Below are 7072 nucleotides of genomic sequence, written 5' to 3' on the forward strand. Positions count from 1 at the left end.
CTATATATAATATCATTAATCTTAGATAAGTCAATGAATAGTAAATATTTTGATTTTTTGATATAAGTTATTATACACATTAGAAATTTGAGGTATTAGATGAGTACAATTAAGTCGGGAGATATTGATAAAGGTTCTTTTTTGCTATTTAAGGGTATGCCACATGTTGTTCTTGAGCGTGAATTTTCAAAAATGGGTAGGGGAGGTTCTATTGTAAGATTAAAACTTAAAAATCTTAAAAATAAATCTGTTATTAAGGAAACTTTAAAAGGATCCGATACGGTGGAGGCAGTTGAAGTGTTAGAGGTTAGTTCCCAGTATCTTTATAAAGATAATGAGAGTCTTATTTTTATGGATTTAGAGACATATGATCAATTTGGTGTAAATTTAAAAGATGTTGTAAATCTTGAAGATAAGGTTTTATTTTTACAAGAAGCTGAGGTTTATTCTCTTATTAAGTGGGATAATGAAGTTATTGATTTGAAGTTGCCACCAAAAGTTGCATTTGAAGTTGTAGATGCTGAGATTGCTGTTAAGGGAGATACTGTTACTAATGCTATGAAAAATGTTACTTTGCATACAGGTTTGGTAGTAAAGGCACCTCTTTTTATTAATATTGGGGATAAAATTTTAGTTAATTCAGAAACCAAAGAATATGCTGAGAGAGTTAAAGTTTAATATAGTATTATTTTTTTTAATAATTTTTTGTTCTTGTGAGATGAACTATCCTGAGATCAAGGAAGTTGATTATGTAATTAATTATTATTTTAACAAGGATAAGTTTGATTATTTTATGACTTTTGATTTTGCTGTTAAGGTTTTAAATGCTAGTACTCTAAATAAGTTTATTATTGAAAACATGGATAGTAGAGAATTTATAGAAGTAGTTAAGGATAAATATTCATCTTCTTTTGTTAATTCTGTTCTTGGACAGGATGTTCTTTATTGTAAAGACTTAAGATTTAATTTTGCTGATAAAATTTTTGATAGTTTTGCGGCAAAGATTCATCTTATTGATTTTGGAATGAGGGTATATAGTAAGGATGTTATTATAAGTTTAAATTTGGCAGAGGAAGAATTGGCTTTAATTTATGATCATGTATATAAGTCAAAAGATATAGAAAAGTTAAATGAAATTAGTAGTAATAATTTATTTTTAATTAAAACTCCCAAAGATGAAATTAATTTTTCATATTCAATTGTTAGGATTGATGACTTAATGAATATTCAGATGGATGATAACCTTGATGTTTATATGGGATTTTATCATATGGGTAAGTATTCTAATCTGTTTTTTAAACTAAACTAATTTGGGCCCACCAGGACTTGAACCTGGGACCACCCGATTATGAGTCGGGTGCTCTAACCAACTGAGCTATAGGCCCCATAAGCTAAAACACGCCTTAAGCTTATTAAAGCTTAGAAATACCATAGATCATTATATTGATTTTTTATTGATTGTCAAGTTCGTCAATTTCATTTTGTATAGTTTCTATTTTTGAATTTAGTTCATTTAATTTTATTTCTATTGATTCTTTATGTTTTATAAGTTGTTGCATTTTTATTTGTATTTTTATAATCTCGCTTTTTTTTATTTCTTTTATGAGTTCTTCATTCAACTTTAATATTTGCTTATTTAAATTTTTTATTGTTTCTAGGTATGAATTTATTGTTCCAGTTTTATTTAATCCCTTTTCTGTTTGTGACAGCTCAACAAATTCTTCAGCTATCTTTTTTAAGATAGATTCTTTTTTTAATTGAACAATATTGATAGTCCGTTTTATTTTATTTTTATTATGCATATTATTTGTTATATTTGCATGTTTAATTTCGTTATTTATTTTTAAAATTTCTGTTTGCATTTCGGTTATTAATTTGTATTCTTCAATAATTTCTATGCTTAAGTCTTTATTCTCTATAAACTCATTAACAGTTTCCTCTAAATTTTCGGATTCTAAGTATTGTTTTAATATTTTGTTTTCAAATTCTTTTGACATTTTTTTTATGTTTGTTTTATTTCTTCTGTCTTTGAGAATTAGTTTTATGTTTATAATAAGTTTTTTAAAAAAGTTGATCTTTTCTTTACAATTTATTATTTCTGTTGTTTTATATTTATCTTTTGCAAGAGTTGATTTGATAAAATCCAGGTTATGTTCTAGAATCATTGAAAGATTGTTTGGGTATTTATTTATTATGATTTCAATAATTTTTTTGAGTTTTATTTCATAGGCTTTTAAGATATGTTTTTCTCTTGCTGTATAATCTTTGTTTTTTTTGTATAATTCGTTTAATTTGTGTGTGGCTTCTTCTGATTTGTTTAAGTCTGCTTTAAGTTGAGATATTTCTTTTTCAATTAACTTTAAAGAGGTATAAGATTCTAGTTTTTTAAGTTCTATTATATTGCTATTTTTAAGTTCTTTTCCAAGTTCAATTAATGTTTTATCTTTTTGTTGAATTAGTTTTTGAATTTTATATTTAAGATCTTTTCTCATAAATAACTTCTGTGTTTATTTTATTGTCTGTTGACACTTTTTTCAAGTTCAAATTTAGTGATTTTATGATAAATTTTTCTTCCATGTGGACAGTGTTTTAATTTAAGATTAAAAAATTCATTTATTAAGAATTGGCTAAATTCTAGGCTGATTGTGTCATTGCGTTTAATGGCTTGTCTACAGGCAAGAGTTGCATATAATTCGGCTTCAAGAGAGTCAATTGTTTTACTTTTTCTTGTCTTGAAAAATTGAATAATAATATTTTCATATTTGTTGCAAATATTGGGAATAGATTCAAGTCTATAAGTTTGGTTTTGTATTTTTTTTACTATGATGTCTATTTTTTTATATTCTTCTAATTCACTTGTTAATATTTTGTCTGTATCTTCACATTCTACTTGAAATTCAATTGGTACTAAAAGTTTTTGTATAGTTTTTTCTGAATTTATTAGTGTTTGATATATGATTTTTTCATGGAGTGCATGTTGGTCTATAAAGTAAATTTCATTAGCGTTTTCTACTATTAAAAATTCTGAAAATAATTGTCCTATATATTTAAATTCATTTGTTTTTGTTGATTTTTGAAAATTATTTGGTATTTTAGAAGTTTTTATAAAAATTTTTTGGATATGCTGTTTAAATGATGGTTTGTCTTTTTGTAGTATTTGACTTTCAAATTTTACTTTATCTTCTATTATATTTGTTACTTTATTGTTTTTAGGTTTATCTAGAATTAAAGCTTCATCTTGTGTAATTTCATATGTTTTAAAATTAGAGTTTGTTAAATCGTTTTCAGGGTGTAATAAATGAGCATCGTTTGTTAATTGTCTTTTTATTATTACATTATGGTAATCTTGTAAAATTTCTTGTTTTTCTCTGTCAAAAAATTCATTAATGTTATTTGAAATTTGTTTGGGCAAAAATGGCAAATTAAAAAATCTTACTTCTTTTTTTTGAGGATGTATATTAAAGTCAACATGTGTAGTGTCTATTTCTAGAAATAAATAACATACAGGAAAATTTTTGTAAGTTAATATTCTACTGTGTCCATTTATTATTGATTCAGATAAGTTTTTCTCTTCAACAGGTCTTCTGTTAACAAATATTTTGATGTTTCGTTTATCTTTTCTTGCAAAATTAGGTGGAGCGAAAAATATTTTCATTTTTACATGCTCATATTCTGCTTCTATTTTTCCAAATTTGTTATTTTCTATTATTTCTCCATATACGCTTTGAACTCTATTTGCTAGACTATCTTTAAAATATACTTTTTTCAGTTCTTTATTTATACTTAATTTAAAATCAATACCAGGATGAGTTACAGCTTTTTCTTCGAACACTTTTAAACACATTTTAGTTTCTATAGAGTCTTTTTTTAAGAATCTTTTTCTTGCTGGAAAGTTGTGAAATAGATTTGTAACGTCTACCATTGTGCCATTTATTGCAGATTGTTTTTTAAAATATTTTTCAATACCATTTTCAATTTCAATTTGATAGCTATTTTCTCCCGTAGTAGAACTTGTTATCATGAGATTTGAACAAATGGCTATACTTGACAAAGCTTCTCCTCGAAATCCTAATGTTTGGATTTTCTCAAGATCCTTTTCTTCGTTTATTTTTGAAGTGGTATGAGGTAGATAACATATTTTTAAGTCTTCTTTGCTAATTCCACTGCCATTATCTGTTATTAGTATTCTTCGAATTCCACCTTCTTCAATAAAAACTTCTATTTTGTCTGCTCCAGAGTCTATTGCATTATCAAGTAATTCTCTTAAAATAGAGCAAGGTCTATCTATAGCTTCTCCTGCTGCTATTTTTTGTACCAGAGTTTTATCTAGAAATTTTATTTTGTTCATTTGCCTATTATTTCTGTTATTGTTTTATTTTGTGTATAATGAGGGAATTTTTTAATAACTTCTTTAAGTATTTTGTCATTACCATGTTCGGTATATTCTATTATTCCTAATGCATGTAGAGCTTCTGGATTGTTTGGATTTATTTTTATATATTCTTTGAGTTTTTCCATGGCTTTTTTATTATCTTTAATAGCAAAAAAGGTAGTTGCAAGATTGTATTTTGCATCAATATTTGATAGAGCTTCTGCTTTTTGAAAAATTTCTATTGCTTTTTGATAATTTTTTTGATTTTTATAGAGTATGCCAAGATTGTTTAGTGCTATTGCATGATTTTTATTACTAATTTTTTCAAGAATTGTAATTGCTTTTGGTATGTTTTTTAATTTTTCATATGCCTTTGCTAAATTTATATGAGCCGTAATGTTGTCAGGATTTTTTGAAATTACAGTATTATATAGCGGTACTGCTTCATTATAATTTTCTTTTGTTAGATAAATAGATGCTTTTAAATATAAATATTCAGTTTGTGTTGGATTTATATTAAGAGCTTTATTTATGTTGATGAGTGATTCATTGAGATGGTTATTTTTAAAATTTGCCATTGATAAATTGTAAAACATAATATCATTTTTTGCATTAAGTGAGGTATTTGATTGCTTTAGATATTTTTCACTATTTTTAAAATCTCCAAGATGATTTGCTATAATACCTGCTTTTAAAGCGTAATGAGGATTTTTTGTGATTTCATAAGCTTTCTTAAAACTAATGAAAGCGTTTTGTTTATCATTATCTTGTTCTTCTGCTATTCCTTTTTTATAATAGGCATTATCATAATTTTGATCTATTGCAATTGCCTTTTCGAATTCTTTAATTGCTTCTTGTGGTTTATTTAATGCTATTAGACTTGTTCCTTTATTTGTGTATGCTTTTTTGTGTTTTGGGTTTAGAGATATTGCTTTGTCAAAAGCTTGGAGTGATTCTTCATATTTTTTAAGTTTGAATTTTATGATGCCAAGTTTGTAGTGATCTTCTTCATTGTTTGTTGTATTTGCAATTTCTTCATAAATTGTTTCTGCTTTTTTGAAATTTTTTTGTTTTTCATTTGTTGATGCTAGCGTTTTAAGAGCTTTTAAGTTTTGTGAATTTTGCATAGATTGATTTGTTTGCATATTAGGTTCTTCTTCTATTTGTATTTGGGTGTTTATTGATTGATCTTTTATGGGAAAAATTTCTTCTATGGGAAGTTTTTGTTTTAAAAGCTCCTTTTCAAAAGGAGCTTGTTTTTTACTAGTTTGGTTTGGTTTGACATCTTGTTTTATTAATTTGATTAAAAGTTTAGCTGCTTCTTGATTTTTTTGTTTATCAATTAAATCATTAATTTTACTAAATTGCTCATTTAGTCCTTTTTTTACAAGTTCATTAATTCTTTCTTTTGCGAGTAAGGAATTTCCAGTATTAATATTATCTAATATTTCATAAAGTATTTTTTTTGTTGAATAATTATAAGGTATTTCTATTTTGTCAATAATTTGATTTTTAGTTTTGTCTTTTATATTTTCTTTTTTAGTTTTTGGTTTACTAATGGTAGAGTTTTCATTTTTTGCTGTGGTTTGTTTTGCATTATCTTGTCTCAAATTATCTGTTGTAATTTTATCTTTATTTTGGTGATCTATTTTGATAATTTTTTTTGACTTGGTGTTTGGTTGCTTTGTATTTGTTTGATTTAGTTCTTTGTTTAAGTTTGCTTTTAGTTTTTGCAAGTTAAATAAATTTTTTTTATTATCTGCATCATTCTTGTTTTCTATATTTGATTTTTGTTGTTCTTTTATTGTCTTTGTATCGTCGTTTAAATTTTGGGGTATTGTATTTTGGTTGAATTCTAAAATATTTTCATTTGCAATACCAGTATTATCTTGTCTATCAGCATAATTTTCTATTTTTGTAGTGTCTTTGATGTATTTATTGTTAAAAGCAATTTCGGAGTTTTCATTATCAAGTGGTATTGATTGTTCTTTGCCTTGTATTTTATCTAGTATTTGATTAGCAGTATCTCTTTGTAAATTTTTTGATTCAAATGGACTATCATTTGCAAGTTCTGAGAGAGTGTTTTCAAGCATTGCAATGTCTGTGTTTTGAGGATATTTATCTTTTAGAATTTTTGTTATTGAATGTGCTTTTTTATAGTTTCTATCCATAATGCTGTTTTTGACTTCGTTTAACATTATTTCTTGGTTATTCTTATTGAGTCGTTCTTTGTATATATAATAACCAAGACCTCCAAATGAGGTAATGAGTAATATTATTAAAATTATTAGTATGGATAAATTTTTTCTTTTATTCATCTATATTTAACTCCTCTTGCCAATTAATTTTGTCTAATTCAATTAACGAATTTGTTTTTACATTATCGGCAAATTTTTCTTTAAGCATTGTTTTTTTGTGTTGTTGATTTTTATGTTGTTGATTGTTGTGTTGTGTTAAATTTTGAGAATTTTTATGTTGTTGAGAGTGTTGAGTAGGAGTTAGTTGATTATTTTGATGTTGATTTTTATGTTGTTGATTGTTGTGTTGTGTCAAATTTTGAGAATTTTTATGTTGTTGAGAGTGTTGAGTAGGAGTTAGTTGATTGTTTTGATGTTGATTTTTATGTTGTTGATTGTTGTGTTGTGTTAAATTTTGAGAATTTTTATGTTGTTGAGAGTGTTGAGTAGGAGTTAGTTGATT

5 protein-coding genes, 1 tRNA gene and 1 pseudogene are annotated in these 7072 nt (G+C 25.5%); 2 read left to right on the plus strand and 5 right to left on the minus strand.

The genetic code is table 11. The annotated features are described in order from the left end of the window. The first annotated feature begins 99 nt into the window (after positions 1 to 99). The gene (efp, locus tag U880_RS0108370) at positions 100 to 678 is read left to right on the plus strand and encodes an elongation factor P (protein ID WP_024655581.1); all 579 of its coding nucleotides are present in this window, start codon (positions 100 to 102) and stop codon (positions 676 to 678) included. After that, positions 656 to 1309 (plus strand): hypothetical protein, encoded by a 654-nt coding sequence (locus U880_RS0108375; protein ID WP_024655582.1) that lies wholly within the window; start codon positions 656 to 658, stop codon positions 1307 to 1309. Before efp ends, U880_RS0108375 begins: the two co-directional genes overlap by 23 nt. Before the next feature lie 2 nt (positions 1310 to 1311). Here U880_RS0108375 and U880_RS0108380 read toward each other — a convergent pair. From U880_RS0108380 to U880_RS11485, 5 genes and pseudogenes are all read right to left on the minus strand, one after another. After that, positions 1312 to 1385: transfer RNA gene (locus U880_RS0108380), tRNA-Ile, on the minus strand. Positions 1386 to 1451: 66 nt separating this feature from the next. After that, positions 1452 to 2492 (minus strand): hypothetical protein, encoded by a 1041-nt coding sequence (locus U880_RS0108385; protein WP_024655583.1) that lies wholly within the window; start codon positions 2490 to 2492, stop codon positions 1452 to 1454. A gap of 20 nt (positions 2493 to 2512) precedes the next feature. Beyond that, on the minus strand, positions 2513 to 4348 hold the full coding sequence (gene mutL / locus U880_RS0108390) for a DNA mismatch repair endonuclease MutL (RefSeq protein ID WP_024655584.1): 1836 nt from the start codon (positions 4346 to 4348) through the stop codon (positions 2513 to 2515). After that, a complete protein-coding gene (locus tag U880_RS0108395; protein WP_024655585.1) occupies positions 4345 to 6690 on the minus strand; it encodes a tetratricopeptide repeat protein in 2346 nt (781 codons plus the stop codon). The genes mutL and U880_RS0108395 overlap by 4 nt, the downstream gene beginning before the upstream one ends. Then, positions 6683 to 7072, minus strand: a pseudogene (locus tag U880_RS11485) (tetratricopeptide repeat protein); the annotation flags it as partial. The gene U880_RS0108395 and the pseudogene U880_RS11485, both read right to left, overlap by 8 nt.

It is taken from the genome of Borrelia hispanica CRI, from assembly GCF_000500065.1.
GTDB lineage: Bacteria > Spirochaetota > Spirochaetia > Borreliales > Borreliaceae > Borrelia > Borrelia hispanica.